Annotated in this window: 22 protein-coding genes and 1 tRNA gene; 16 read left to right on the plus strand and 7 right to left on the minus strand. The window is 72.3% G+C overall.

The genetic code is table 11. The features are described from left to right. The first annotated feature begins 18 nt into the window (after positions 1-18). Positions 19-1,248 (plus strand): CDP-glycerol glycerophosphotransferase family protein, encoded by a 1,230-nt coding sequence (locus tag D7D94_RS01905; RefSeq protein WP_156240972.1) that lies wholly within the window; start codon positions 19-21, stop codon positions 1,246-1,248. Between the two features lie 18 nt (positions 1,249-1,266). On the opposite strand, the gene D7D94_RS01910 is transcribed toward D7D94_RS01905, so the two are convergent. Continuing rightward, positions 1,267-2,037 (minus strand): exonuclease domain-containing protein, encoded by a 771-nt coding sequence (locus D7D94_RS01910; RefSeq protein WP_156240973.1) that lies wholly within the window; start codon positions 2,035-2,037, stop codon positions 1,267-1,269. Between the two features lie 66 nt (positions 2,038-2,103). Here D7D94_RS01910 and D7D94_RS01915 point away from each other — a divergent pair, with 66 nt between their 5' ends. Next, positions 2,104-2,979, plus strand: a complete 876-nt coding sequence (locus D7D94_RS01915) for an alpha/beta fold hydrolase (protein ID WP_156240974.1) — start codon at positions 2,104-2,106, stop codon at positions 2,977-2,979. A gap of 6 nt (positions 2,980-2,985) precedes the next feature. On the opposite strand, the gene D7D94_RS01920 is transcribed toward D7D94_RS01915, so the two are convergent. The 3 genes from D7D94_RS01920 to D7D94_RS01930 form a co-directional block, all read right to left on the minus strand. After that, the gene (locus tag D7D94_RS01920; protein WP_156240975.1) at positions 2,986-3,459 is read right to left on the minus strand and encodes an Lrp/AsnC family transcriptional regulator; all 474 of its coding nucleotides are present in this window, start codon (positions 3,457-3,459) and stop codon (positions 2,986-2,988) included. Positions 3,460-3,579: 120 nt separating this feature from the next. Then, positions 3,580-4,161 carry a histidine phosphatase family protein gene (locus D7D94_RS01925; RefSeq protein WP_156240976.1) on the minus strand — a complete coding sequence of 194 codons (582 nt, stop codon included), beginning with the start codon at positions 4,159-4,161 and terminating at the stop codon, positions 3,580-3,582. A 37-nt stretch (positions 4,162-4,198) separates the two neighbouring features. Continuing rightward, positions 4,199-5,047, minus strand: coding sequence for a Sir2 family NAD-dependent protein deacetylase (locus tag D7D94_RS01930; RefSeq protein WP_156240977.1), 849 nt, complete (start codon positions 5,045-5,047; stop codon positions 4,199-4,201). Between the two features lie 65 nt (positions 5,048-5,112). Here D7D94_RS01930 and D7D94_RS01935 point away from each other — a divergent pair, with 65 nt between their 5' ends. After that, positions 5,113-5,940 carry a TrmH family RNA methyltransferase gene (locus tag D7D94_RS01935; protein WP_156240978.1) on the plus strand — a complete coding sequence of 276 codons (828 nt, stop codon included), beginning with the start codon at positions 5,113-5,115 and terminating at the stop codon, positions 5,938-5,940. A 7-nt stretch (positions 5,941-5,947) separates the two neighbouring features. On the opposite strand, the gene D7D94_RS01940 is transcribed toward D7D94_RS01935, so the two are convergent. Next, on the minus strand, positions 5,948-6,772 hold the full coding sequence (locus D7D94_RS01940; RefSeq protein WP_156240979.1) for an SGNH/GDSL hydrolase family protein: 825 nt from the start codon (positions 6,770-6,772) through the stop codon (positions 5,948-5,950). A gap of 91 nt (positions 6,773-6,863) precedes the next feature. Here D7D94_RS01940 and D7D94_RS01945 point away from each other — a divergent pair, with 91 nt between their 5' ends. From D7D94_RS01945 to D7D94_RS01955, 3 genes are all read left to right on the plus strand, one after another. Continuing rightward, positions 6,864-8,612 carry a DEAD/DEAH box helicase gene (locus D7D94_RS01945; protein WP_156240980.1) on the plus strand — a complete coding sequence of 583 codons (1,749 nt, stop codon included), beginning with the start codon at positions 6,864-6,866 and terminating at the stop codon, positions 8,610-8,612. 109 nt (positions 8,613-8,721) lie between these two features. Next, positions 8,722-9,810 carry a VIT1/CCC1 transporter family protein gene (locus tag D7D94_RS01950; protein WP_156240981.1) on the plus strand — a complete coding sequence of 363 codons (1,089 nt, stop codon included), beginning with the start codon at positions 8,722-8,724 and terminating at the stop codon, positions 9,808-9,810. Positions 9,811-9,929: 119 nt separating this feature from the next. Further along, positions 9,930-10,015, plus strand: a tRNA-Leu gene (locus D7D94_RS01955). Between the two features lie 416 nt (positions 10,016-10,431). Here the strand turns inward: D7D94_RS01955 and D7D94_RS01960 are convergent. Continuing rightward, a complete protein-coding gene (locus tag D7D94_RS01960; RefSeq protein ID WP_156240982.1) occupies positions 10,432-12,270 on the minus strand; it encodes a DUF2207 family protein in 1,839 nt (612 codons plus the stop codon). 54 nt (positions 12,271-12,324) lie between these two features. On the opposite strand from D7D94_RS01960, the gene D7D94_RS01965 reads away from it, so the two are divergent. Beyond that, the gene (locus tag D7D94_RS01965; RefSeq protein ID WP_156240983.1) at positions 12,325-13,614 is read left to right on the plus strand and encodes a M20/M25/M40 family metallo-hydrolase; all 1,290 of its coding nucleotides are present in this window, start codon (positions 12,325-12,327) and stop codon (positions 13,612-13,614) included. Positions 13,615-13,719: 105 nt separating this feature from the next. Continuing rightward, positions 13,720-14,553 carry an undecaprenyl-diphosphate phosphatase gene (locus D7D94_RS01970; RefSeq protein ID WP_156240984.1) on the plus strand — a complete coding sequence of 278 codons (834 nt, stop codon included), beginning with the start codon at positions 13,720-13,722 and terminating at the stop codon, positions 14,551-14,553. 111 nt (positions 14,554-14,664) lie between these two features. Here D7D94_RS01970 and D7D94_RS01975 read toward each other — a convergent pair whose 3' ends face one another. Further along, positions 14,665-15,525 carry a PAC2 family protein gene (locus tag D7D94_RS01975; protein ID WP_156240985.1) on the minus strand — a complete coding sequence of 287 codons (861 nt, stop codon included), beginning with the start codon at positions 15,523-15,525 and terminating at the stop codon, positions 14,665-14,667. 72 nt (positions 15,526-15,597) lie between these two features. Between D7D94_RS01975 and D7D94_RS01980 the strand changes: the two genes are divergently transcribed. The 8 genes from D7D94_RS01980 (at position 15,598) to D7D94_RS02015 (ending at position 23,867) form a co-directional block, all read left to right on the plus strand. Then, complete coding sequence (locus D7D94_RS01980; protein ID WP_281349332.1) at positions 15,598-16,266, plus strand: HAD family hydrolase; 669 nt, start codon at positions 15,598-15,600, stop codon at positions 16,264-16,266. Positions 16,267-16,288: 22 nt separating this feature from the next. After that, a complete protein-coding gene (locus D7D94_RS01985; RefSeq protein WP_156240986.1) occupies positions 16,289-17,290 on the plus strand; it encodes a tRNA (adenine-N1)-methyltransferase in 1,002 nt (333 codons plus the stop codon). 10 nt (positions 17,291-17,300) lie between these two features. After that, a complete protein-coding gene (locus D7D94_RS01990) occupies positions 17,301-18,284 on the plus strand; it encodes an FKBP-type peptidyl-prolyl cis-trans isomerase (RefSeq protein WP_246171841.1) in 984 nt (327 codons plus the stop codon). 76 nt (positions 18,285-18,360) lie between these two features. Further along, the gene (locus D7D94_RS01995) at positions 18,361-19,308 is read left to right on the plus strand and encodes a helix-turn-helix transcriptional regulator (RefSeq protein WP_156243265.1); all 948 of its coding nucleotides are present in this window, start codon (positions 18,361-18,363) and stop codon (positions 19,306-19,308) included. Beyond that, positions 19,305-20,273 (plus strand): helix-turn-helix transcriptional regulator, encoded by a 969-nt coding sequence (locus tag D7D94_RS02000; protein ID WP_156240988.1) that lies wholly within the window; start codon positions 19,305-19,307, stop codon positions 20,271-20,273. Before D7D94_RS01995 ends, D7D94_RS02000 begins: the two co-directional genes overlap by 4 nt. Positions 20,274-20,315: 42 nt before the next feature. Next, the gene (tatA, locus tag D7D94_RS14395; RefSeq protein WP_246171842.1) at positions 20,316-20,576 is read left to right on the plus strand and encodes a Sec-independent protein translocase subunit TatA; all 261 of its coding nucleotides are present in this window, start codon (positions 20,316-20,318) and stop codon (positions 20,574-20,576) included. A 6-nt stretch (positions 20,577-20,582) separates the two neighbouring features. Then, on the plus strand, positions 20,583-21,398 hold the full coding sequence (gene tatC / locus D7D94_RS02010) for a twin-arginine translocase subunit TatC (protein WP_246171843.1): 816 nt from the start codon (positions 20,583-20,585) through the stop codon (positions 21,396-21,398). A gap of 39 nt (positions 21,399-21,437) precedes the next feature. Beyond that, complete coding sequence (locus D7D94_RS02015) at positions 21,438-23,867, plus strand: DEAD/DEAH box helicase (protein ID WP_156240989.1); 2,430 nt, start codon at positions 21,438-21,440, stop codon at positions 23,865-23,867. Positions 23,868-23,873: the final 6 nt, after the last annotated feature.

Genomic DNA, 23,873 nt, shown 5'->3' on the forward strand with positions numbered 1-23,873 from the left:
CCCGGTAGCCTTGACCGAATGGGTGTGACGCGAGACGCGAAGAAGGCCGTCCGGATCCTGAAGAAGGCGGTGGCGACGCGGAATGCGCATCGGACCGTGCGTCGGACGCTCGCCGAGCGGCCGCCGCTGCCGGCTCGCGGGTTCCGCATCGCGGTGTACTTCGCCGACAGCTCGGTGAACATGTACCAGATGCGGCAGTGGTACCGACCGCTTCAGGAGCTCTCCGAGCGCTGGCCGGTGGTCGTCATCGCCCGGCACGCCCTCGGCGCCCAGGCCCTGCTGGACGACGCGGCGCTCCCCGTCGCCTTCACGCCCAGCGTCACGAGCATCGAGCGCTTCCTGCGCGAGCAGGACATCCGCGTCGTGCTCTACGTCAACCAGAACACCCGCAACTTCCAGATGTTCCGCTACGGGGAGCGCTGGCACGTCTTCATCAACCACGGCGAGTCCGACAAGATGTACATGACGTCGAACCAGTACAAGGCCTACGACCGCGCCCTCGTCGCCGGCCAGGCCGCGCGAGACCGGCTCTCGCGGGTGCTGTGGGACTACGACGTCGACACGCGCGCCATCGAGATCGGGCGACCGCAGGCCGACCACTACAGCGGCGAGGTGCCGTACCCCGCCGATGACCGCACCGTCGTCCTCTACGCCCCGACCTGGGAGGGCGACCGCCCGGCCGCGCACTACGGATCGGTGGCCACCCACGGGGAGGCGCTCGTCGCGGCCCTGCTCGCGACCGGACGGCATCGCGTCATCTACCGCCCGCACCCGCGCAGCGGCGTGGTGAGCTCCTCCTTCGGCGAGGCCCACCAGCGGATCGTGCAGGCGCTGCAGGCCGCGAACCGCGCAGACCCCGCGGCGCACCACGTGCACGACGACGGCCCCGACCTCGGCTGGCAGCTGGCCGCCGCCGACGTCGCGGTGCTCGACATCTCGGCGATGGTCTACGACCGCCTCGCCGTCGGGAAGCCGCTGCTCATCACCCGGCCGGCCGATCCGGCCGCCGAGGTCGACGAGGGCGGATACCTCTCGGCGTGCGAGTGGCTGGAGACGGCGCAGGCGCCGGACATCGTCGCGCACATCGACCGCGTGCGGAGCGACCCCGAGGCCACGCAGCGGCTCGCGCACTGGGCGCAGCACTACTTCGGCGACACCTCGCCGGGAGCCGCGACGGCGAAGTTCCACGCCGCCATCGAGCAGCTGATGTCCGCATGGGACGAGTGGAGCACGCGCTCCGCATCCTGAGGCGCCGGTCAGCGGGGGTCAGCGGATGGGCCAGCTCCCGTCGAGCGCGCCGTCTCGCTCGATGCGCCCGATGCGGATGAAGTACTCGGTGAGGCTGTCGGCCTGCTCGCGCGCCCAGCCGATCTGCTGGGCGTGCAGCTCGTCGAGGTCCACGGGCAGCAGATCCGCGTAGCGCTCCACGAGCGCGAGCGCGAGGCGCCCCGCGGCCACGGCGTCGGCCGACGCGTCGTGCGCGCCCTCGAGCACGACGTCGTAGTGCGCGGCGACGACCGCCAGGGTGCGCTTGCCGCGCCGGTAGCGATCGCACCCCTTGTCGACCACGAGCGGGTCGAGCACGGGCGTCGGCGAGGCGATCGGCTCCATGCCCCAGCGCAGCGCCTCGTGCTTGAGCATCGAGAAGTCGAACGGGGCGTTGTAGGCGACGACCGGCACCCCCTGCGCGAAGATGTCGCGCAGCGCGGCGATCACCTCGGCCACGACCTCGCGGGCAGGACGGCCCTCCGCCCGCGCCCGGGCGGTGGTGATGCCGTGCACGGCGGTCGCGCCCTCGGGGATCTCGATGCCGGGGTCGGCCATCCAGTGCTGCGCCTGCAGCACCGATCCGTCCGCATCGAGCACGCCCACATACGCCGTGACGATGCGGTCGTTCGCCACGTCGACGCCGGTCGTCTCCAGATCGAAGACGCCGACGCGCTCCAGGCGCGCGCTCGGCGGAGTGAACCACGTGGGGCGCTCGCCCGCGTCGTCGATTTCGAACAGGGGCGGCGGATCCGGCCATGCTGACGCCATAGCTCGAATCTAGGCCGCACCGCCGACGTCGCCGCGAAGCCACCCCGGCGAACGTAGACTCGTGCGGTGCCGGTGCCCTCTCCCTACGCAGCGCGCCTCGCGCGCATCCCCGTCCGCCGCGAGGAGATCGACGCCGGCGGCTCCCGCACCGCCTACTGGGTCTACGGCCCGGACGACGCCGCCACGACCATCCTCGCGGTGCATGGCTTCCGCGGCGACCACCACGGCCTGGAGCCCGTCGTCGCGCATCTTCCCGACGTGCGCGTCGTGATGCCCGATCTGCCGGGATTCGGCGAGACCCCGCCGCCCGCCGATCGACGCCTCGATCTCGACGCCTTCGCGGACTGGCTGACGGCCTTCGCCGCGGCGGCCGCGCCGGGTGCCGCGGTGCTGGGGCACTCCTTCGGCTCGATCGTCGCGGCGGCCGCGGTGGCGGGCGGCCTTCCCACCCCGCGCCTCATCCTGGTGAACCCCATCGGGGCGCCCGCGCTCGAGGGACCGCGCGGCGTGCTCACGCGGCTCGCCGTCTTCTACTACTGGGCAGGCGCGAAGCTGCCGGCCGCGCTCGGCACCGCGCTGCTGCGCTCGCCGGTGATCGTGCGCGTTATGAGCATGGCGATGGCGAAGACCCGCGAGCGCGGGCTGCGGCGCTGGATCCACGATCAGCACGACCGCTTCTTCTCCGGCTTCTCCGACCGGGAGGCGCTCCATGACGCGTTCGTCACGAGCGTGTCGCACGACGTGCGCGCGTACGCGCCGCGCATCGCGCAGCCGACGCTCCTCGTCGCCGCGGACCGCGACGACATCACGCCGATCGAGGCCGAGCGCGCGCTGCGCGGGATGTTCCCCGACGCGCGTCTGGTCGAGCTCGCCGGAGTCGGCCACCTCATCCACTACGAGAAGCCCGCGGAGGCCGCAGAGGCCATCCGCTCGTTCCTCTAGGCGCCCTCAGCGCTCGCGGCGTGCGAGCTCCATGAGGCCGCTCACGCGGTAGGGGATGGCCTCGCTCATGACGAGCGACGTCTCCGTGCGCTCGACGCCGCCGATCGACAGGATGCGCGCGTCGACGTCGAAGAGGTGGCGGGCGTCGCGGCAGGCGACCAGCGCGAGCATGTCGACCTGGCCGCTCACGCCGTGCACCTGCACGACCTCCGGGATGCGTCGCAGCTCGTCGACGATGGCGGGGAGGTCGGGCTGGCGCACGCCGATCGAGAGGAACGCCTGCAGCGGGAAGCCGAGGCCCTCGGTCGAGATCGCGCGCTCGAAGGACTGGAAGACGCCCGCCCGCTCGAGCCGGGCCATCCGCGCCTGCACGGTGTTGCGCGACAGGCGCAGCCGCTCGGCGAGCGCGACGACGGTCGCGCGCGGGTCCTCGGAGAGGGCGGCGAGCAGCTCGAGGTCGACATGATCGAGGGATGCCATAGAGACAGACGGTAACACGCAGGGGCGACGAGAATTGCGCATCCTGCTCAGTCGTTACCGGATCGATTGCGCGTGCTGGTGCGCGCGACGGCGAGCCGTCCGTCAGGCGTCGATGGGCCGTCAGGCGTCGATGGGGACCGCCGAGTACGACAGGAGTGAGAGACGACCCTCGTCGTCGAGGCGGAAGGCGTGCTGCGATCCGTTCGGCACGCGCTCGCCGGGGCGGGGGAACTCGCCGTCCGATGCGAGCGCGATGAGCACGCGGATGAGCGAGCCGTGCGCGACGGCGACGATCGGACCGTCGATGTGGGCGTGATCGGCGGCGAGCTGCCGCAGCGCGGCGACCGCGCGCGTGGCCACGATCTCGTCGGTCTCGGCGTCGGGTCCCATCGCCTGGCGACCGCGCGCCCAGAGATCCTCCGACGTCAGACCCTCGGCGGTGCCGTAGTCGCGCTCGACGAGCCCGTCGTACAGGCGAGGTGCGGGGAGGCCGAGGGCGTCCGCGATGATCTGCGCGGTCTCGTGCGCCCGCACCAGCGGGCTCGCCGCGACCGCCGCGTATCCGCCATCCCGCAGCGCCGCCGCGGCTTCGCGCGCCTGCTCGCGGCCGGTGTCGTTGAGCGGGATGTCGGTGCGCCCCTGGACGCGGCCGAGCATGTTCCAGTCTGTCTGCCCGTGGCGGACGAGGGTGATGACGGTCACCCTCCGACCCTACGCGGCCTCACGCGGCGTGGCGCCGTCAGCCGGCGTCGGCGAGATCGGGGAGAGCGTCGGCGAACGCGGCGAGCACCTCGCTCGCGCTGCCGTCGACCTTCACCGCCGCTCGGTCGTCGGCGCGCGTGCGGCCGCGGTTGACGATGACGACGGGGATGCGGCGACGCCGGGCGCGCTCGACGAGCCGGATGCCGGAGTTCACCACGAGCGAGGACCCCGCCACGAGCAGCGCGTCGCTCGCCGCAACGAGCTGCGCCGCCTCGCGGAACTTCTCGGCGGGGATGAACTCGCCGAAGAACACCACATCGGGCTTCAGCATCCCGCCGCACACGCTGCAGTCGGGCACGACGAAGCCATCGGAAGTCGCGGGCAGCACGTCGCCGTCCGGGCCGAGCTCCACGTTCTCCGGCACCGTGATCCAGGGGTTGTCGCGCTCCACGCGCTCGCCGATGGCGCGGCGGTCGAAGACCTGCCCGCAGCGGGTGCAGAAGACCCGCCGCATGGTGCCGTGCAGCTCGACGACGCGGCGAGAGCCCGCGCGCAGGTGCAGGCCGTCGACGTTCTGCGTGATCACGCCGGAGGCGACGCCGCGCTGCTCGAGAGCGGCCAGCGCGCGATGCCCGCCGTTGGGCTCCGCGGCCGCGAACGCGCGCCAGCCGAGGTGCGAGCCGACCCAGTAGCGGCGGCGGGCGGCCTCGTCGGAGAGGAACGTCTGGGCGGTCATCGGCGAGCGCCGCGGTGCACCCTCGCCCCGGTAGTCGGGGATGCCCGAGTCGGTGGAGACGCCCGCGCCGGTGAGCACGGCCACGCGCCTGCCGCTCAGGACCTCGATCGCGCGATCCGTCTGGGCGCGGGATCCTTCCGTGACAGCCATGCAGCCTCCTCGTGCCGAGTCTAGGTGCGCCGGGCGCACCGGCGGCCGGATGCGACGATGGAGGCGTGATCCTGCACGAGCTCGACGACGCGGCCGACCCGCGACTGACCGACTACCGCGACCTCACCGACGTCGCGCTGCGGCGAGTGAGCGAGCCCGAGCGCGGACTCTACATGGCGGAGTCGGCCAAGGTGCTCGGCCGCGCGCTCGCCGCCGGCCACGCCCCGCGCTCCGTGCTGACCGCCCGCAAGTGGCTGCCCGACGTCGAGCGGCTCGTGGGCCCGCTGGACACCCCCGTCTACGTCGTCCCCGACGCGGTCGCCGAGGAGGTCACCGGCTTCGCCGTGCATCGCGGCATGCTCGCCGCCATGCAGCGACCGGAGCTGCCGGCGGTGGCGGAGATCCTCCGCGACGCCCGCACGGTGCTCGTGCTCGAGGACATCGTCGATCACACGAACGTCGGCGCCGCCTTCCGCGCGGCCGCGGGGCTCGGCGCCGACGCGGTGCTCGTCAGCCCGCGCTGCGCGGACCCGCTGTATCGCCGCAGCGTGCGGGTCAGCATGGGCACGGTGTTCCAGGTGCCGTGGACGCGGCTGCCGGAGTGGGCGCCGCGGGAGGGTGCGGGGGCCGCCGAGGTGCTGCGCGCGTCGGGGTTCCACCTCGCCGCGATGGCCCTCGCCGACGACGCCGTCTCGCTCGACGCGTTCGCCGCGCACCGCCCCGCGCGCGTCGCCTTCGCGATGGGCTCCGAGGGGGATGGCCTGAGCCGCCGCGCGCTCGCCGCGGCCGAGACCGTGGTGACCATCCCGATGGCCGGCGGGGTCGACTCCCTCAACGTCGCCTCCGCGGCCGCGGTGGCGCTGTGGGCGCTGCAGCACCCGCCGGCGGCATGATCCGCCGCTACAGGTCCCAGCCTGCGATCGGCCCGGCCTCGGGGCGCTTGGCGCTCACGAAGTCGCCGGACGACTGGTGCCGCAGCCGCCGCAGCACCCACGGCACGAGGTGCGTGCGCGCCCAGACGAGGTCGTCGGAGCGCGCTTCGCGCCACGTCCGGATGGCCATGGTGTCGGGCTGCAGCGGCTCGAGGTCGCTCGGCACATTGAGCGCGCGCAGCACCATCCGGGCGACCTCGTGGTGCCCGAGCGGATTCATGTGCAGCCGGTCCTCGGCGAAGAAGCGGGGGTCCTGGATCTCGCGGAACGCCCACTGATCGGCCACGATGCAGTCGTAGCGCTCCGCGATCGCGCGGAGATTCTCGTTGTAGATGGCGACCTTGCCGCGGAAGCGCCGGAACACCGGCGTCCAGCCGACGTCGATCCCCGTGAAGATCACGACCGTCGCGCCGCCGGCGCTCAGCCGCGCGACGGCGGCGTCGAACTGGGCGGCGATGTCGTCGGGGTCGGTGCCCGGGCGGATGACGTCGTTGCCGCCCGCGCAGAAGCTGACGAGGTCGGGCTTGAGCGCGAGAGCGGGCTCCACCTGCTCCGCGACGATCTGCGCGATGAGCCGGCCGCGCACGGCGAGATTCGCATAGGCGAAGTCGTCGGCTTGACGCGCGAGGACCTCCGCGACGCGATCGGCCCATCCGCGATGCCCGCCCGGCGCGGTCGGGTCGGGGTCGCCGATGCCCTCCGTGAAGGAGTCCCCGAGCGCGACGTAGCGTCGCCAGGGATGCGACTCCGCCTCGGTGAGAGGGGGGATGACGGGCCCGTCGACGTCTGGCATGTCGCTTCGCCTTTCCTTCCGCTGCGCCTACCGACCCTAGCCCCGAAATCCCTCCGAGCGACGTCGGAGGGGGCGACTATCGTGGGTGCTCGTGCTGAGTCCGTCCTATCCCCAGAGAGCCCCGTGGGGAACCGCGGGCAAGCTGCGCGCCTGGCAGCAGGAGGCGCTCGACATCTACTTCGCCGAGCCCGACCGCCGCGACTTCCTCGTCGCCGCGACCCCGGGCGCCGGCAAGACGACGTTCGCCCTGACGCTCGCGAACGAGCTCCGTCACCGCGGCGACATCGACCGCATCATCGTCGTCTGCCCCACCGAGCACCTGAAGACGCAGTGGGCGGATGCGGCCTCGCGCGTCAGCATCCGCCTCGACCCCGACTTCCGCAACAGCCACTGGCGGCCATCCCGTCAGTATCACGGCGTCGTCGTGACCTATGCGCAGGTGGCGATGAAGCCGGAGGTGCACCGCGAGCTGACGAAGAGCGCGCGCACCCTCGTCATCCTCGACGAGGTGCATCACGGCGGCGACGCGCTGAGCTGGGGCGACGGCATCCGCGAGGCCTACCAGCCGGCCGTCCGCCGTCTGTCGCTGAGCGGGACCCCGTTCCGCAGCGACGATGCGCCCATCCCGTTCGTCGAGTACGCCCCCGACGAGCAGGGCCTGCGCACCTCGATCACCGACTACGCCTACGGGTACGGCCGCGCGCTCGCCGACGGCGTGGTCCGCCCCGTGCTCTTCCACGTCTACTCGGGCCACATGACGTGGCGCACGAAGGCCGGCGACGAGCTCGAGGCGCACCTCGGGCAGGACAACACGAAGGACATCACCTCGCAGGCCTGGCGCACGGCGCTCGACCCGCACGGCGAATGGATGCCCGCGGTGCTGCGCTCGGCCGACCAGCGCCTCACCGAGATCCGCCAGCACGTGCCCGACGCCGGCGGCCTCGTCATCGCCACCGACCAGACGAACGCGCGCGCCTACGCGGAGATCCTCCGGACCATCACGGGTCAGCGGCCCACGGTCGTCCTCTCGGACGAGGCCGAGGCATCCGAGCGCATCGAGCAGTTCGCGGCGAACACGTCGCGCTGGATGGTCGCGGTGCGGATGGTCTCGGAGGGCGTCGACGTGCCGCGCCTCGCGGTGGGCGTCTACGCGACGTCGTCCTCGACGCCGCTGTTCTTCGCGCAGGCCATCGGGCGCTTCGTGCGCGCGCGCAGGCGCGGCGAGGCGGCGAGCGTGTTCCTGCCCAACATCCCCGTGCTCATGGCGCACGCCACCGAGATGGAGCGTCAGCGCGACCACGTGCTGGATCGCGGCGAGAAGGACGAGGACGGCCTCGACGACTCGCTGCTGGAGTCCGCCGAGCGCGGCGAGAAGGCATCCGACGCGCTGACCGAGGAGTTCACGTTCCAGTCGCTCGGATCGGTCGCGCACTTCGACAGCGTCGTGTTCGAGGGCCAGCAGTTCGGGCAGCTCGCGGTGCCCGGCACGGAGGAGGAGCTGGAGTTCATCGGCCTTCCCGGCCTCCTCGAACCCGAGCACGTGCACGAGCTGCTCATGCAGCGGCAGACGCGTCAGTCGCGGCACCGGCAGGTGCGCGAGTCGCGAGAGAAGGACACCGGCGCGGAGCCCGCGCTCCCGGCGCCCCTCCACCGCACGCTCAAGGAGCAGCGCCAGCTGCTGAACAGCCTCGTGGGCGTCTACGCGCGCCAGACGGGGGAGCCGCACGGCGCCGTCCACGCCTGGCTGCGGAAGACGTGCGGCGGCCCTGCCGTCGCGCAGGCGACCGTGGCGCAGCTGCAGACGCGGATCGACACGCTCCGCAAGCGCGTTCACCGCTGACGCTTCGGCGGTCCGAAATGCTGGCAATCGCCGTCTCCGTGCGGGGCGACGACAGCCCCGTGGGTAGCGTGGAGGGATCCCCCCTCACCTCTCCCTGAAGGAGCCGACGTTGCCTGCGCTCTCCGGCCATCCGACCACGCCCACGCCCATCGACCGCCGTCGCTGGGCGCAGTACCTCGTCGACGAGCGCGCGGAGGCCGCAGTCTACGAGCAGCTCGCGCGGCGCCGGTCGGGGGAGGAGCGCGCAATCCTGCTGAGCCTCGCCGAGGCCGAGGGCCGCCATGAGAGCCACTGGCTGCAGCTGCTCGGCGGCGAGCCCGAGAAGCTGCCGTCGGCGAGCATCCGCACGCGCCTCCTCGGCTGGATGGCCGGGCGCTTCGGGTCGGTGTTCGTCCTCGCGCTCGCGCAGAACGCCGAGGCGCGCTCGCCGTACGACGGGGAGCCCGCCGCCACCGCCGCCATGCGCGCGGACGAGAAAATCCATCACGAGGTGGTGCGGGGGCTGGCCGCGAAGGGTCGCCGCCGGCTGTCGGGCACCTTCCGCGCGGCGGTCTTCGGAGCCAACGACGGCCTGGTGAGCAACTTCGCGCTCGTGCTGGGCATCGGCGCAGCCGGCGTCAGCCCGCACATCGTGCTGCTCACCGGCATCGCGGGGCTCCTCGCCGGCGCGCTGTCGATGGGTGCGGGGGAGTTCGTCTCGGTGCGCTCGCAGCGGGAGCTGCTGGAGTCGACCGAGCCGAGCGGGTTCGCCGATGCGGGACTGGTCGACCTCGACATCGACGCCAACGAGCTCGCGCTCGTCTATCGCGCTCGCGGCATGGACGAGGCGGCCGCCCTCGAGCGTGCGCGCAGCGTCATCGAGGATGCGCACGGCGGGAGCCTTCCCGTCCGCGCGCGCCACGGCGAGGCGCACGAGGTCGTCGGCGGGGCGTGGCGCGCCGCGCTGTCGAGCTTCCTCTTCTTTGCGTCGGGCGCGATCATCCCCGTGCTGCCGTGGCTCCTGGGCCTCAGCGGCATCGCCGCGATCGTGGTCGCCCTGGTGCTGGTCGGGATCGCCCTCATGCTCACCGGCGCGACGGTCGGGCTGCTGTCCGGCGGCTCGCCGCTGCGCCGCGGGCTGCGTCAGCTCGGCATCGGCTTCGGCGCCGCTGCGGTGACCTATCTGCTGGGTCTGCTGTTCGGCGTGTCGACGGCGTGACGCGCGACGTGACGCGCCCGGGCGGCGGCTCGGTTCGTCGGGGTCCTCGCGGGGTGGTAACGTTGTCTCTCGGTTCGGGAAACGCGGTGAAAGCCCCGGAGAGCGGACCGACACCCAATGCGCGGGTGGCGGAATAGGTAGACGCGCTAGCTTGAGGTGCTAGTGCCCGTATTAGGGCGTGGGGGTTCAAGTCCCCCCTCGCGCACAGCGGAAGGCCCCGGTCGAGAGACCGGGGCCTTCGCCGTTCCCGGGCAGGGCGCGGCGGCGTTCACCGCTCGGATGGGGGGAGTTCGGCACCACCGAATCGTGCGCCTGCTTGTTCGGTGGTGCGGAAGTCCTGCTCAGGGCGCACATAGCGCGAGTTCGGCACTACCGAATCGGGGGCCCGTTCGTTCGGTGGTGCGGAAGTCGTGCTCAGCGCGCGCATAGCGCGAGTTCGGCACCACCGAATCGGGGGCCCGTTCGTTCGGTGGTGCGGAAGTCGTGCTCAGCGCGCGCATAGCGCGAGTTCGGCACCACCGAATCGTGCGCCTGCTTATTCGGTGGTGCGGAAGTCGCGCTGACGGCCCGGATAGCGCGAGTTCAGCACCACCGAAGGTCGAGGCGTGCCGTGCGCACCGCTCAGCGCCCGCCCGCGAATCCGCCGCCGCCTCCACCGCCCACCAACCCGCCGCCGGTCGCGCCGCTCGAGCTGCTCGACGTGTACGACGCGGACGACGTGAACGAGCTCGTGAAGCGGGTGAGGGAGCCCTCGAGGCCCCCGGTCGCATGCAGGGCGAGTGCGGGGTACCAGACCGGGGCCGTGATGGCGGCGTCTCGGTACCGCACCTCGAGCACCTCCGCCCACTGCTTCTCCTCGCCGAAGAGCATCGCGTAGGGGAGCAGCCTCTCGTACAGGCGCACGACGTCGACGTCCCCGTCCCGCGTCCGCTCGGCGCCCTCCGCCGACTGCAGCATGCGCAGCCGGTCGGCCTCGGCCACCCGGATGAACTCGCGCACTCCGAGCAGGTACTCGTGCGCCTCGGCTCCGCGCCGCGTGTGCACGCGGTGCCGCGCCATCCCCATCAGCGCGCCGACCAGCGCGAGGGCGCCGCCGACGAGGCCGACGACCATCACCGCCTCGTTCTCCCGGCTGGCACCGAGGACGATCAGCACGATCATCGGCACGAGCAGGCACAGCGCGAGCGCCCCGAGGAGCGCACCCAGGCGGCTGCGCTCCTTCCGCAGGTACCCCCGCTCCTCCGCTGCGGTCGATCCCCGCACGGCGAGCGCGGCCATCCGCTCGGCGAAGTCCTCGTCCTCCTCCGGCGGGGAGAAGAGGGCGCCCGGCGTCGCGGGCCGGAAGAGCTCGGACACGGTCGCCCGGTCGAGCTCGTCGCCGGTGCGGTCGGAGTCGAGCAGCCGGAGATCGGGCGAGCCGCCCGCCGCGCTCGACGACGAGCCGACCGGCTCCTCGAGGCGGATGACGCCCGTCACGGCGAGATGCACGATCTCCGCGGCGAGCGCGGGTTTCCCGCTCCCGAGGAGGGGGGCCGCGATGAGGGGAGGAAGATCGGCCGGCACGTCGTACTGGGCGATGACGATGCCCGTCGCGCGCCGGCGACGTCGGCGCATCGTGATCGCCGCGGCGCCGCCGCCCGCGCCCGCCACCGCCGCGAGGCCGCCGAGGATGAGCGGCCCGCCGTCCAGCGCGAAGTCCGGCATCCGTTCCGGCGGCTGCACGACCGTCCCCGGCTCGAGCCCGATCGCCACGGTCACGCCCTCGCTCGGCTCGAGGGCGACGGACGGCACGGTGAACACCGTCGCGTCGTCGCGCTCCTCCTGCCGCACGTCGCAGCGGTCGGTCGATCCGGCCGCACCCAGGTAGCAGGTCGCCTCGCCGGTCAGGCCCTCGCTGAGCACGCCGTCGGCGAAGGAGATCTCGGCCGAGAAGTCCGCCACCGGCTGCCGCCGCTCGACGGGGATGAGGTCCCACTGGAACTCCTCCGCGTCTCCGCCGTCGAGCGGAGCCACGACGTCGTGCAGCGTGTAGCTGATGACATAGGTCTGCTCCCCGTGCACGTAGGCGTCGTCGCCCGTGAGCACCGCGCGGAAGCCGTCCTCCTCCTCGACCTCGAACGGCACCGGCTCGCCCTGCTCGTCGACGACCTCGATCCCCTCGGGAGCGGCGGGTGCCCCCTCGTAGCGCAGCGGGAGCGCGCGCACGATGCCGCGGTTCTGGTCGGCGTCGGGGAAACGCGCCACGAGCGTCTCGGTGACCTCCGCGGTCACCCGGCCGTCGCCATCCAGCGACAGCGCGTAGCTGCCGTGCCATTCGTCGAAGGCGAAGTCGTCGACATCCGCATGCGCGGCGGTCGGGAAGGCCAGGGTCGGGATGGCGAGGGTCGCCAGGGAGAGGAGGGCGCCGGCGGCGAGCGCGACGCGGCCGGGCAGCGGACGGAGGCGTCGTGAGAGCGTCATGATGCCCCCATCCCACCATGAGCGGCGCGCGGGCGCTCGGGTAGCGTGGAGCGCATGCCCGAGATCCCCGAAGTCGCCCGCATCGCCTCCGACCTCATCCGGTTCGACACCACGAACTTCGGCGGCGGCGACGCGAAGGGCGAGCGGGAGGCCGCCGAGTACGTGGGCGCGTACCTCGAGAGCCTGGGGCTCGAGCCGGAGTACTACGAGCCCATCCCACGGCGCACCAACGTCATGGCGCGGGTGGCCGGGCGCGACCGCACGAAGCCCGCGCTCGTCCTGCACGGGCACCTCGACGTGGTGCCCGCCATCGCCGAGGACTGGTCGGTCGACCCGTTCGCCGGGGAGATCCGCGACGGTCTGCTGTGGGGCCGCGGCGCCGTCGACATGAAGAACATGGACGCCATGATCCTCACGGCGGTGGCCGAGCTGCTGCGCGCGGGCGAGCAGCCCGAGCGCGACCTCGTGCTGGCGTTCTTCGCCGACGAGGAGAACGGCGGCGTCGAGGGGTCGCAGCTCGTGGTGCGCGAGCGCCCGGAGTGGTTCTCCGGGGCGACCGAGGCCATCAGCGAGGTCGGCGGCTACTCGATTCCGGTCGGCGACCGCAGCGCCTACCTCCTGCAGGTGGGGGAGAAGGCCCTGCTGTGGGTGACGCTCACCGCGCGCGGCCGAGCCGGTCACGGCAGCCGCTTCCATCACGACAACGCCGTGACGCGCCTCGCCGAGGCGGTGGCGGCCCTCGGCCGCGAGACCTGGCCCGTCGAGCTCACCGTGACGTCGCGGCAGCTGCTCGAGGGCATCGCCGAGATCACCGGCGACGACTCCGGCGACCCCGACCGGCTCGCCGCGCACACGGGGCCCGCGGAGGCGTTCGTGAAGTCCACCTTCCGCACGATCTCCAACCCCACCGGCCTCACCGCCGGGTACAAGCACAACGTCATCCCCGACGCGGCCTCCGCCACCATCGACATCCGCGTCCTGCCCGGCACGGAGGACGCCGTCCTCGCGGAGGTGCAGCGCATCGTGGGGCCAGACATCGAGATCGGGATGTTCCTGCGCGACATCGGCCTGGAGGTCCCGTTCGAGGGCGCCCTCGTCGAGGCGATGGTCGGCGCGCTCGAGAAGCACGACCCGGGCGTCCCGGTGCTGCCGTACCTCCTCGGCGCGGGCACCGACAACAAGGCGCTTTCGACGATCGGGATCACCGGATACGGATTCGCTCCGCTGCGCCTGCCGCGCGAGCTCGACTTCACCGGCATGTTTCACGGCGTCGACGAGCGCGTGCCGGTCGACGCGCTCGAATTCGGACGGCGCGTGCTCACCGATCTCATCCGCTCGTACTAGGTCTCGGCTTCCCGATCATCCGGGAGTCTGACGAGACCGCGGCGACGCGTCGCCTAAAGTCAGGAGGTCGCGCGCTCCGCCGCGGCACCGCGAGAGAAAGACCCCATGTCGTTCATCGAAGCCATCATCCTCGGGCTCGTGCAGGGCCTCACCGAGTTCCTCCCGATCTCCTCGAGCGCGCACATCCGCGTGGTGGGCGAGTTCCTGCCCTCCCACTCCGACCCCGGTGCCACCTTCACCGCGATCACCCAGATCGGCACCGAGCTCGCCGTGCTCGTGTACTTCTGGAAGAAGATCGTCCACATCGTCAAGCAGTGGGCGCTCTCGCTGAGCGGGCGCGTCGCGCGCAACGACCCCGACGCGCGGATGGGCTGGCTCGTCATCATCGGGACGCTCCCGATCGGGGTGCTCGGCTTCCTCTTCCAGGACGTCATCCGCGACGTCTTCCGGAACCTGTGGCTCGTCGCCACCGTGCTCATCGTCTTCGGCATCATCCTCGGCATCGCCGACCGGTACGGTCGCCGCGAGCGCGACATGGCCGACATCACCTACCCGCACGGCCTCACCCTGGGCGTCGCGCAGGCGCTCGCGCTCGTTCCCGGGGTCTCGCGCTCCGGCGCGACGACGACGGCCGCCCGCGCGCTCGGCTACAACCGCACATCGGCCGCCGAGTTCTCGTTCCTGCTCGCGGTGCCGGCCGTGTTCGGCAGCGGGCTCTACGAGCTGCTCCACGCGTTCACCGAGCCGGGGGAGCAGGGATACGGGATGGCCGAGACCCTCGTGGCGACGGTCATCGCGTTCATGGTGGGCTGGGTCGTCATCGCCTACCTCATGCGGTACCTGAAGCGCGGCAGCTTCCTGCCGTTCGTGATCTACCGCGTGGTGCTCGGCCTCGTGCTCTTCGCCCTGCTCGCGACCGGCGTCCTCAGCGCGTTCTGACCCCGGCCCGGCCCGTCCTCGACTCCCCGCGAGACCTCGCGCACGGCGCGAGACCTCGGGGGCCGCACGCGGTCTCGCGCCGGGGCTGAGGTCTCGCGGAGGAAAGACGGCTCAGCGGCGGTCGCCGCGATCCCCGCGGCCGTCGCGCGGGTCGTCGCGGTGCAGGTAGCGCTCGAAGGCCTGCGCGATGGCGTCGCCCGAGGCGTCGGGCGAGTCGACGGTGTCGCGCGTCTGCTCGAGCTGGCGGATGTACTCGCTCATCTCGTCGTCGTCGGCCGCGGCGGCATCGATCGACGCCTCCCAGGCAGCCGCATCCGTGGCGAGGGTCCCCTTCGGCACGATCGCGCCGGTGAGCTCCTCGAGCCGCGTCAGCAGCGCGAGCGTGGCCTTGGGCGACGGGGTCGCTCCGGCGACGTAGTGGGGGACGCTCGCCCACAGCGACAGCGTCGGGATGCCGGCGGACTCCGCCGCGTCGCCGAGCACCGTGAGGATGCCGACCGGGCCCTCGTACGTCGAGCGCTCGAGGCCGAGCTGCGCGCGCACGGTGGCGTTCTCGCTGCTCGCGAACACGGAGATGGGCCGGGTGTGCGGCACATCCGACATCATCGAGCCGAGCGTCACGAGCCCCGTGATGTCCTCGGCGAGCGCGCGGTCGACGAACTCGCTCGCGAACGAGCGCCACGCGCGTGCGGGCTCGTTGCCCGTGATCGTCCAGAACCACACCTCGCCCGCGCCCTGCGCGGGGCGGTGCAGTGTGGCCTCGGGCCAGCTCAGCGTGTGCCCGCCCTCGCCGTCGGCCTCGCGCTGGGGGCGCGTGTACTGGTAGTCGAAGTACAGCTCCGGGTCGACGGAGAACGCCCGACGGAGGTCGGCCTCCTCCCGCAGCTGGCGCACCGCGCCCGTGGCGGCCTCTCCGGCGTCGTTCCAGCCGTCGAAGGCCGCGACGATGATCCTGCGTCCGAGTGTCTGCACCGGGTTCCCTCCTCCCGCAGCGCGGGTGTCCGTCCAGGGTAGTCCCGGACGCCTCCCGACTAGGCTTATCCGGTGACACTGACGCAGCCCCTCGCCGTGCTCTGGGACATGGACGGGACCCTCATCGATTCCGAGCCGTACTGGATGGCCGCGGAGACGCCGCTCGTCGAGAGCTTCGGCGGCACCTGGACCCACGAGGACGCGCTGCAGCTCGTCGGACTCGGGCTGCACGACGCCGCGCGCGTGCTGCAGACCGCCGGCGTGCGGATGGAGGCGGACGCCATCGTCCAGCACCTCACCGACGAGGTCCTGCGGCAGATGGGCGAGCTCGGCGTGCCGTTCCGGCCGGGCGCGGCGGAGCTCCTCCGCAGCCTGCGCGACGCGGGCATCCGCACCGGCCTCGTGACGATGTCGATGCACCGGATGGCCGCGGCCATGGTCGACCTGCTGGGATTCGACGCGTTCGACGTCGTCCTCGGCGGCGATGACGTCGCCCACCCGAAGCCGCATCCCGACCCCTACCTGCACGCCGCCCGCGCGCTCGACGTCGACATCGCCCACACCGTGGCGATCGAGGACTCGGCGAACGGTCTGCGCTCCGCCGTCGCGTCGGGGGCCGTGTCCCTCGGCGTCCCGCACTTCGTCTCGCTCGACGGCGTCGGCGCGCACGCGCTGTGGCCGACCCTCGAAGGGCGCGACGCGGAAGACGTGTCCGCGCTGTACCGCGCCCACCGCTCCTGACCCCCATCCTCCGGAGGACCCCATGACCGCGCCTCGCGGCCCCTTCCGCTTCGGCGACCGAGTGCAGCTCACCGGTCCGAAGGGGAAGATGCACACCATCACGCTGCGCGAACGCGGCGAGCTCCACACCCACCACGGCGTGCTGCGCCACGAGCAGCTCGTCGGGCTGCCCGACGGCTCGGTCGTGGCGAACACCGGCGGGCACGAGTACCTCGCCCTGCGCCCGCTGCTGCGCGACTTCGTCATGTCGATGCCGCGCGGCGCGGCCATCGTGTACCCGAAGGACGCCGCCGCGATCGTCGCGCAGGCCGACATCTTCCCGGGCGCGGTGGTCGTCGAGGCCGGCGTCGGCTCGGGCGCCCTGTCGCTGTCGCTGCTGCGCGCGGTGGGCGACTCCGGGCGCCTCGTCTCCTTCGAGCGCCGCATGGAGTTCGCCGAGGTCGCGATCGCCAACGTGGAGACGTTCTTCGGCGAGCGGCCCGCGCAGTGGTCCGTCGTGGAGGGCGACCTCGCCCATGCGCTTCCCGGAGCCGTCGAGCCGGGCAGCGTCGACCGCGTCGTGCTCGACATGCTCGCCCCCTGGGAGGTGCTCGAGCCCGTCGCCGACGCGCTCGCCCCCGGCGGGGTCGTGATCTGCTACGTCGCCACCGCCACGCAGCTCTCGCGGGTGGCGGAGTTCCTGCGCGGCCTCGGCTGCTTCACGGAGCCCGAGGCCAGCGAGACGATGGTGCGCGGATGGCACGTCGACGGTCTCGCCGTCCGTCCCGATCACCGCATGGTCGCGCACACCGGCTTCCTCATCACCGCGCGCCGCCTCGCGCCCGGCGTCGTCCCTCCCGAGGTGAAGCGTCGCGCATCGAAGAAGAGCTACACCGACGACGACCTCGAGGTGTGGACCCCGGGCGCCGTGGGCGACCGCGACATCACCGACAAGAACCTCCGCAAGCGGGTCCGCGACGCCCAGCGCGCGGCGGAGGGCGCGCGCCTCGCGGCGGCGTCGGGCGAGGACGGCGCGGATGCTTAGACTGATGCCCGTGCGCCAGAAGACCCCCGCTCTGCTCTCCGTCGTCGCCCTGACCGGGCTCGCCCTCACCGGGTGCGCGCCCGCAGGGAGCGCCGCCGCCTCGTGCGACCGGGCGGCCGGCGCGGACGCGGACCTCGCGACCCTGGTGCAGGTCTCGGGCTCGAGCGACGCGGCCCCCGAGGTCGACATGCCGACCCCGTTCCCTGTGGACGAGACCGAGTACGTCGATGTCGAGACGGGCGACGGCCCCGCGATCACCGACATGGGGCAGGCCGCCGTGCTCGACATGACGCTCTTCGACGGCGCGACGGGGGAGCCGATCATCGGCACCTCCTACAGCGGCGACGAGACCAGCGTCGGCGCGCTGTCGCAGTGGACCACGCAGTTCCCCGGGCTCGAGGACGCCCTGCAGTGCGCCACGGAGGGCTCTCGCGTCGTCGCCGCGCTCGGCGAGGACGGCATCTCGGACGAGGCCCGGCAGGCGTATGCGCAGGCCGGCTTCCCGCAGGAGGGGTCGATCGTCGCGGTCGTCGACGTGCGGAAGGTCTACCCGGCCGCCGCGACCGGGTCGCCGCAGTACAACGACGGCTTCGGCCTGCCCAGCGTGGTGCGCGCTCCCGACGGCCGGCCCGGGGTCATCGTGCCGGACGCCCCGGCGCCGAAGGAGCTCGTCGTGCAGACGCTTCTCAAGGGCGACGGCGAGAAGCTCACCGCCTCCGACACGCCGCTCGTGCACTACACGGGCGTGCTGTGGGAGGAGAAGACGGTCTTCGACTCGTCGTGGGAGAAGGGGTCGCCCGTGCCCTTCCCGCTCGACGGTGTCATCGAGGGCTTCACACAGGGCCTCGTGGGACAGACCGTCGGCTCGCAGGTCATGATCGTCATCCCGCCGGAGCTCGGCTACGGCGAGGAGGGCCAGGGCACGATCCCCGGCGACGCCACGCTCGTGTTCGTGGTCGACATCCTCGGCGTGCAGGACGCGCCCGCGCAGTAGCGCGGGCGCGCCCCGGCGCCGCCGCCGTCCCTAGGATGGGGAGGTGGCCGAGCGGATCCCAGCGGAAGAGCGACTGATGAATCTCGTCGTCGCCCTCGTGGCGACCGAGATCGGGCTCACCAAGCAGCAGATCCTCGACAGCGTGTCGGGCTACCGGCAGCGTGCCGGCGCCCGGTCCGACGCGCTCGACAAGATGTTCGAGCGCGACAAGGACGAGCTGCGCGCACTCGGCGTGCCCCTGGAGACGATCCCCTCCAGCACCGACCCCAACGACCTCCGCGAGGCGCGGTACCGGATTCCGAAGTCCGAGTACCTCCTGCCGGAGGACATCGCCTTCACGCCGTCGGAGCTCGCGGTGCTGAGCCTCGCCGGCGACGTCTGGAGCACCGGCTCGCTCTCCGCCGACGCCCGCTCGGGACTCCGGAAGATCCGGGCGCTGGGGATCGACGTCGACGAGCCGATCCTCGGCTTCGCTCCGCGGCTGACCGCGCAGGACCCGGCGTTCGCTCCGCTCCAGGCCGCGATCGAGGCCTCCCGCGTCGTGACGTTCGACTACCTCAAGCCGGGCGAGGACCGCGCGAAGCGCCGTACCCTCGCACCGCTCGCGCTCGTGGAGTACGAGGGGCGCTGGCACGTGTACGGACGCGACCTCGGCGCGGGCGCCGACCGCACCTTCCTGCTGTCGCGGGTGACGGGGGAGGTCGTCGCCGAGCGTGAGACCTTCGACCCCGCCGACCGCGAGGGCGCCGGCGACCGCGCGCTGGCCGGCCTCGAGGCCCTCGCTGCCCGGCAGCGGGCGCTCGTGGAGGTCACGCCCGGCAGCGAGGGCGAGCTGCGCCTGCTGCGTCGGGCGACACCCGCGCGACAGGGGCACCTCGTCTCGTATGTCGATCGCCACATCTTCGCCGACGAGCTCGCTTCGTACGGCCCGGAGGTGCGCGTCGTCGAGCCTCCGGAGCTGCGCGACGCGGTCGTCGAGCGGCTGCGGGCGGCCGCCGCCGTGCACGAGGGAGACGCCTCGTGAGCGCGCAGCGACCGCTCCTCGCCGGCGACCAGGTGCGGATCCTCCTCACGCTCGTGCCGTTCCTCTTCGAGCGCGGCGAGGTGAGCGTCGCGGACGCCGCGGCCGAATTCGACGTGACGCCCGAGCAGATGCGCCGCCTCGTGCGCCGGCTGCCCCTCATCGGGCTGCCGGGCGAGGACGGCTGGTTCCAGATGCCCAACGAGATGTTCGACATCGACTGGGATCTCCTCGACGAGCACGACGCCATCCTCATCAAGGAGAAGGTCGCGCTCGACCGCGCTCCCCGGCTCACCGCGCGCGAGGCGGCGGCCCTGCTGGCCGGCCTCCAGCTCGCGCGGGGCATCCCGGGCGTCGCCGACTCCGAGGTGTACGGCCGCCTCGTCGAGAAGCTCGCGCGCGGCGCCTCGGCCGCACCCGCCGATCTCGTCGTGGCGCCCGAGCCCGTCGACGAGGTGCGCACCCTCGTCTCCCGCGCCCTCGGCGCGCACGTCGCCGTGTCGTTCACCTACCGTGCGCCCGATGCCGGTCCCACCACCCGCACGGTGGACCCCATGAACGTGCTCATCACGAACGGCCAGTGGTACCTGCAGGGCTGGTGCCACATGCGTCGCGCGGTGCGCACCTTCCACCTCGACCGCGTGAGCGATGTGCGCCTCACCGACATCCCCGCCGCGCGCCGCGACGAGCCGGCGCCGGTTGATCCCGGCGAGGGCGAGACCGACCGGATGGCCGTGGTGCGGTATCCGGCGGCCGTCGCCCCGCTGCTCGGCGACTACCTCCGGCACGCGGAGGTGACGGAGGAGAACGGGATAGCGACCGCGCGCATCCGCCTGGCGGACCCGCAGACCCTGCGGCGCCTGGCGGCGCGCCTCGGCGGACGGCTGGAGATCGTCTCGCCGGCCGACGCTCGACATGCCGCCCTCTGCTGGGCGCGGGCTGGGCTGGATCTGTACTCCGAGGACTAGAATCGGCCTCGACCCCGGACTACCGACCGATGGAGACCCCTCATGCTCGGCAACCTCAACGGCTGGCACCTTCTCATCCTGCTCGCCGTCATCCTCCTCCTCTTCGGGGCCGCCCGACTCCCCGCGCTCGCGAAGAGCGTCGGTCAGTCCGCCCGCGTGTTCAAGGGCGAGATGAAGCAGATGAAGGAGGAGAGCGGGGACGAGCAGGCGACGAAGCCCGCCGACACCGGCTACACCCTGAATGGCGAGCCCGTGGAGCGCCCTCGCGCCGACGGCACCGCCGGCGGCTCTCCGCAGAGCTAGCGCGGCATGGCGACGACCGACACGGAGGTCGCCGTGCCGGACGACCAGCCCTACCGCGACCGGAAGATGACCCTCGGCGCGCACCTCATCGAGCTGCGCCGACGGCTCATGATCGCGGCCGCGGCGCTGGTCGTGGGCATGGTGGTCGCCTTCATCATCACCGACCCCGTCATCACGCTGCTGACGGAGCCGATCGCGCACATCGCGCGCACCCGCGGTGACGACTTCGCGCAGCTGAACTTCGACTCCGTCACCGCCGGATTCGACATGCGCATGCGGATCGCGTTCGCGCTGGGCCTGCTGATGTCTGCGCCCGTGTGGCTGTGGCAGATCTGGGCGTTCATCATGCCGGGTCTCACGCGCAAGGAGGTGCGCTACACCGTCTGGTTCATGGTCACGGCCATCCCGCTGTTCTTCGTGGGCTGCTACGTCGGACTCGTGATCATGCCGCACGTGATCGAGCTGATGGCCTCGTTCGTGCCCGAGGCCGGTGCGCAGTTCTACAAGTACGACTACTACTACGACTTCGTCTTCAAGCTGCTGCTCGTCCTCGGCGTCGCCTTCGTGAGCCCCGTGTTCCTCGTCGCGGTGAATCTCGCGGGCATCGTCTCGGGCAAGGCGATCATGAGGGGCTGGCGCATCGCCGTCGTCGTAGCGACTGCATTCGCCGCCATCGCCACGCCCGCAGCCGACATCACCTCCATGCTGCTGCTGGCAGGCATCCTCATCGTGCTGTACGTCCTGGCGGGCCTGCTGTCGATGCTGTTCGATCGGCGCAAGCGCAAGCGCCATCCGGAGATGTTCGTCGATCCCGACGCCTGATCGACGCCGGCGGTCCGCACGGCGGGTAGTGTTCGGAATATGAGCGGCCCGAGCCCATCCGAACGCTACGCAGCCGCCCGCGAGAGCCGGCGGCACCCGCTCTCCACCGCCTTCGCGGATGAGCAGCGGTTCGAACTCGACCCGTTCCAGGTCGCCGGGTGCCACGCGCTCGAAGACGGGCGCAGCGTGCTCGTCGCGGCGCCGACGGGGGCGGGCAAGACCATCGTGGGCGAGTTCGCCGTGCACCTGGCGATGCAGACGCCGGGGGAGAAGGCGTTCTACACGACGCCGATGAAGGCGCTGTCGAACCAGAAGTTCCGCGAGCTGCAGGACATCTACGGCGAGGACGAGGTCGGCCTCCTCACCGGCGACACGAACATCAACGGCAATGCGCGCGTGGTCGTCATGACCACCGAGGTGCTCCGCAACATGATCTACGCCGGATCGTCCGCGCTCCGCGGCCTCCGCTACGTCGTCATGGACGAGGTGCACTACCTCGCCGACCGCTTCCGCGGCGCGGTGTGGGAGGAGGTCATCATCCACCTCCCGCGCGGCGTGCGGCTGGTCTCCCTCAGCGCGACGGTGTCGAACGCGGAGGAGTTCGGCGACTGGCTCGACGCGGTCCGCGGAGACACCGAGGTCATCGTGTCGGAGACGCGCCCGGTGCCGCTCGAGCAGCACGTGCTCGCCCGCGGCGACCTGCTGCCGCTGTTCGACGAGCGCGCCGGTGCCGCCGCCGCGCAGGTGAATCACGAGCTGCTGCGCCTCCGGTCGTCGCTCGGGGGCCGCGGCGGCGACTCCTACGCCGACCGTCGCCGCCGCGGGCGCCGCCCGCCGAGCCACGCGCCCGTGCGCCGCCCCGAGCGGATGGATCGGCCCCAGGTCATCGAGCTCCTCGGTCGGCAGAACCTGCTCCCGGCGATCTTCTTCATCTTCAGCCGCGTGGGCTGCGACCAGGCCGTGCAGCAGGTCCGCCGCTCGGGCGTGCGACTCACCTCGCTCGAGGAGCGCGACGAGATCCGGCGCATCGTGCGCGCGCGGGTCTCGGCCCTGCCGGAGGAGGACCTCGCGGTCCTCGGCTTCTGGGAGTGGAAGGAGGACCTCGAGCGCGGGGTCGCCGCGCACCACGCGGGGCTCCTGCCCGCCTTCAAGGAGGTCGTCGAGGAGCTCTTCCAGCGCAAGCTCGTCAAGGCCGTCTTCGCGACCGAGACGCTCGCGCTCGGCATCAACATGCCCGCGCGCACCGTGGTGCTGGAGAAGCTCGAGAAGTTCAACGGCGAGGCGCGCGTGCCGATCACACCCGGCGAGTACACCCAGCTGACCGGACGCGCGGGTCGACGTGGGATCGACGTGGAGGGCCACGCCGTCGTGCAGTGGACCGACGCCCTCGACCCGCAGGCGGTCGCGTCGCTCGCGTCGCGGCGCACGTACCCGCTGAACTCCAGCTTCCGCCCCACCTACAACATGGCCGTCAACCTCATCGACCAGTTCGGCAAGGAGCGCGCACGGGAGATCCTGGAGTCCTCGTTCGCGCAGTTCCAGGCCGACCGGGCCGTCGTCGGCCTCGCGCGCCAGGTGAAGGAGGCGGAGGACTCGCTGGCCGGCTACGAGAAGGCCATGGCGTGCCACCGCGGCGACTTCGCCGAGTACTCCGGCATCCGCCGCGAGCTCAGCGACCTCGAGAAGCTCGACAGCAAGGACGTGAGCGCCTCGCGCGCCCGTCGCCAGCAGCGTCTGGACCGCATGCAGAGCCTTCGCAAGCGCATGCAGCGCCATCCCTGCCACCAGTGCCCCGACCGCGAGAAGCACGCGCGGTGGGGCGAGCGCTACTGGCGGCTGCGCCGCGACATCGGCAAGATGCGCAAGCAGATCGAGGGGCGCACCGGCAGCGTGGCGCGGCAGTTCGACCGCATCCTCGACGTCCTCGCCGAGCTCGACTACGTCGAGCCGACCGACGACGGGCTCGCGATCACCGCCGCCGGCGCGCGCATGCGCCGCATCTACGGCGACCGCGACCTGCTCGTCGCCGAGTCGCTCCGGCAGGGTCTGTGGACGCGGCTCGACCCCGCATCGCTCGCCGCTCTCGCCTGCTCGCTCGTGTACGAGCCGCGGCGCGACGAGTCCGTGGATCCCCGGGCGCTGCCGCGCGGTCCGTTCCGCGAGGCGCTCGCGGAGACCGAGGATCTGTGGAGCCGGCTCGACGACCTCGAGCGCGAGCACGGGCTGCCGGGCACGAGCGTGCTGTCGACGTCGCTCGCGCCGGCCATGCACATGTGGGCGCGAGGGCACGCGCTGGACCGCGTGCTCACCGTCGCCGACATGGCCGCGGGCGACTTCGTGCGCTGGGCCAAGCAGACGATCGACCTGCTCGATCAGCTCTCCGTCGTCGCCGAGGGCGACCTGTCCCGCGCCGCACGCGCAGGTCTCGAGGCGGTGCGCCGCGGGATCGTCGCGTACAGCTCGGTGTGAGGGGCG

The sequence above is a fragment of the Microbacterium oryzae genome, from assembly GCF_009735645.1.
GTDB classification, from domain to species: Bacteria; Actinomycetota; Actinomycetes; order Actinomycetales; family Microbacteriaceae; genus Microbacterium; species Microbacterium oryzae.

Coding starts and splice junctions, on each gene's coding strand:
- D7D94_RS01995 (WP_156243265.1), top strand. CDS start 18,361: ATGAATCTCGTCGTCGCCCTCGTGGCGACCGAGATCGGGCTCACCAAG.
- D7D94_RS01930 (WP_156240977.1), bottom strand. CDS start 5,047: ATGGCTGTCACGGAAGGATCCCGCGCCCAGACGGATCGCGCGATCGAG.
- D7D94_RS01910 (WP_156240973.1), bottom strand. CDS start 2,037: ATGGCGTCAGCATGGCCGGATCCGCCGCCCCTGTTCGAAATCGACGAC.
- D7D94_RS02015 (WP_156240989.1), top strand. CDS start 21,438: ATGAGCGGCCCGAGCCCATCCGAACGCTACGCAGCCGCCCGCGAGAGC.
- D7D94_RS01970 (WP_156240984.1), top strand. CDS start 13,720: ATGTCGTTCATCGAAGCCATCATCCTCGGGCTCGTGCAGGGCCTCACC.
- D7D94_RS01920 (WP_156240975.1), bottom strand. CDS start 3,459: ATGGCATCCCTCGATCATGTCGACCTCGAGCTGCTCGCCGCCCTCTCC.
- D7D94_RS01905 (WP_156240972.1), top strand. CDS start 19: ATGGGTGTGACGCGAGACGCGAAGAAGGCCGTCCGGATCCTGAAGAAG.
- D7D94_RS01960 (WP_156240982.1), bottom strand. CDS start 12,270: ATGACGCTCTCACGACGCCTCCGTCCGCTGCCCGGCCGCGTCGCGCTC.
- tatA (WP_246171842.1), top strand. CDS start 20,316: ATGCTCGGCAACCTCAACGGCTGGCACCTTCTCATCCTGCTCGCCGTC.
- tatC (WP_246171843.1), top strand. CDS start 20,583: ATGGCGACGACCGACACGGAGGTCGCCGTGCCGGACGACCAGCCCTAC.
- D7D94_RS01940 (WP_156240979.1), bottom strand. CDS start 6,772: ATGCCAGACGTCGACGGGCCCGTCATCCCCCCTCTCACCGAGGCGGAG.
- D7D94_RS01985 (WP_156240986.1), top strand. CDS start 16,289: ATGACCGCGCCTCGCGGCCCCTTCCGCTTCGGCGACCGAGTGCAGCTC.
- D7D94_RS01965 (WP_156240983.1), top strand. CDS start 12,325: ATGCCCGAGATCCCCGAAGTCGCCCGCATCGCCTCCGACCTCATCCGG.